General features: G+C 33.2%; 2 protein-coding genes. Both read right to left on the bottom strand.

All coding sequences use genetic code 11. The annotated features are described in order from the left end of the window. Window positions 1–791 (bottom strand): hypothetical protein (locus tag AACY61_RS13110; RefSeq protein WP_339612030.1); only part of this gene is annotated, 791 nt, incomplete at its 3' end. 75 nt (window positions 792–866) lie between these two features. After that, a partial coding sequence (gene alr / locus AACY61_RS13105) for an alanine racemase (RefSeq protein WP_339612028.1) occupies window positions 867–1,901 on the bottom strand: 1,035 nt, incomplete at its 5' end.

The following is a 1,901-nucleotide window of genomic DNA, read 5'->3' as shown; positions in this document are numbered from 1 at the left end:
TCCCTAATTGAGAGAATAACCTCTTCTCTAATTCTATAATACTTGTGATTGATTAGAGAAATAATTTTTTCAGCAGCACCAGTATAATTATAAAAAACCATCACTTTTAAACCTAAAATAACTATCGATTCATTGTTTGCGTCCAACCATTTATCTATATTTTTAGGAATTGGCTCTTTTTTCATATAAAATACATCAATTACTTTATACTCATTAACGCTTGATAAGGGAAACGAATAATCAACCAAAAAATCAAAAGGCTCTGTAGTAAGGTATAAATGTGCTATAAAAGCATTGGATCGTAAAATCTCATTTTTAGAGGAAATATAGGGCTTTATATATTTTTGACCATGCACAAAATTTAATGCCTGAAAATGATAAATGCCTTTACATTTAGTATACCAAAAAGAACTTTTGATGAGTTTTAAACTATTTTTATGTAGTCCAAAAGCCATGTAAATCTCTCTTACCTGGTAAATCAAATCACCCTTTAAATTAAGGCTCAAGTCAATGATTGATGAAAGCAATAGTTTTCGAAACCAATGTTTATGATATGGAAAGCGTTTTTTAAATTTATTTATTTCATTTTTTAAACCCTCACCTTCTAAACCTGAAAAAGTCAGTTCTGTCAGAGCATCAGAAATTTTAGGAAGAAATTGCCTTTTTTTGCGTGAAAGATATACAAACCGAAACCTGTAATACACCAAAGCTATTGCAAGAATACCCAACAAAACAATCAATATGGGAACCATATAATTTTGAAGAAAGTTTTCAAGGAAATCTTTAGTCATTATAAAAGAGCTACAGTTATATTATTCTATAAACTTAATTTAAGTTCTTCAAAACACAAAGAATATTTATTGTTTTTAACGAACTACTTTCCTTGGAATTTCAGCCGGTAATCTCGTTAACATTTCATAATTAATCTGGTTACTAAATTCACTAAAAGAACTAACACCAATTTCCAAGTCTCCTTGCTTCCCTATTAGAACAACCTCATCGCCTTTTTCAACACTATCTAAATGAGTTACATCAACCGTCATCATATTCATATTTACAACGCCAATAACAGGAGCACGCTGCCCGTTGATTAAAACCCTTCCTTGATTACTCAACGACCTACTGAAACCTTGACTGTAGCCCACGGGTATGGTGGCAATTTTCATGTCTGTTCCGGCCATAAACGAAGTGCCATACCCAATAAAATCACCTGTTTTCACTTGTTTTATATCCATGACTTTACTCTTCCAACTTAAAAGCCTTTGTAAAGGATCTTCCTTCATTTTTATCTTTTCTAGAAAATGAATCAAGACTTCCTTAGTGGGAAAAAAGCCATATTGTACAATTCCTAGTCTTACCATATCATTCTGAGTTCTTGGGTAGCGCAATGTTGCTGCAGAACAAGCAGTGTGGATCAATTGTGGTTCAAGACCAAAATCTTTAAAATATCTTTTTGCTCTTCTGAAGTTTTGCTGTTGTTGTTTGATGCGGTAGTAATTGGCAATTTCTTCTGCACCGGCAAAATGGGTGCACAGACCTTTAAAACTTAAAACATCTTGGTGTTCTTTTAATGTTTCAGCAACCTCTTGCCATTCTTGCACATCAAAGCCGGTGCGGTGCATACCGGTTTCAACTTCTATATGAATTTTGGCTTTTTTAGCTGTTTTTTTTGCAAAAAAAACAGCTTGTTTCAACCGATGTATATCAAAAATATAACAGGAAATATCGTGTTCTATAGCCCATTCCAGTTGTTCATTTTCAGCCGAGCCCATAATCATAATTTGACTGTTTTGTGTACTTGCTTTCTGAACTTTATACGCCTCATCTGCACTAAAAACCGAAAAATGATCAATACCGTTTTCTTCTGCCAAAGGGACAAATAAATCGATGGAGTGTCCATA

Source organism: uncultured Planktosalinus sp., from assembly GCF_963973675.1.
Taxonomy (GTDB): Bacteria; Bacteroidota; Bacteroidia; order Flavobacteriales; family Flavobacteriaceae; genus Planktosalinus.
This window is presented reverse-complemented; position numbering and strand designations above follow the sequence as displayed.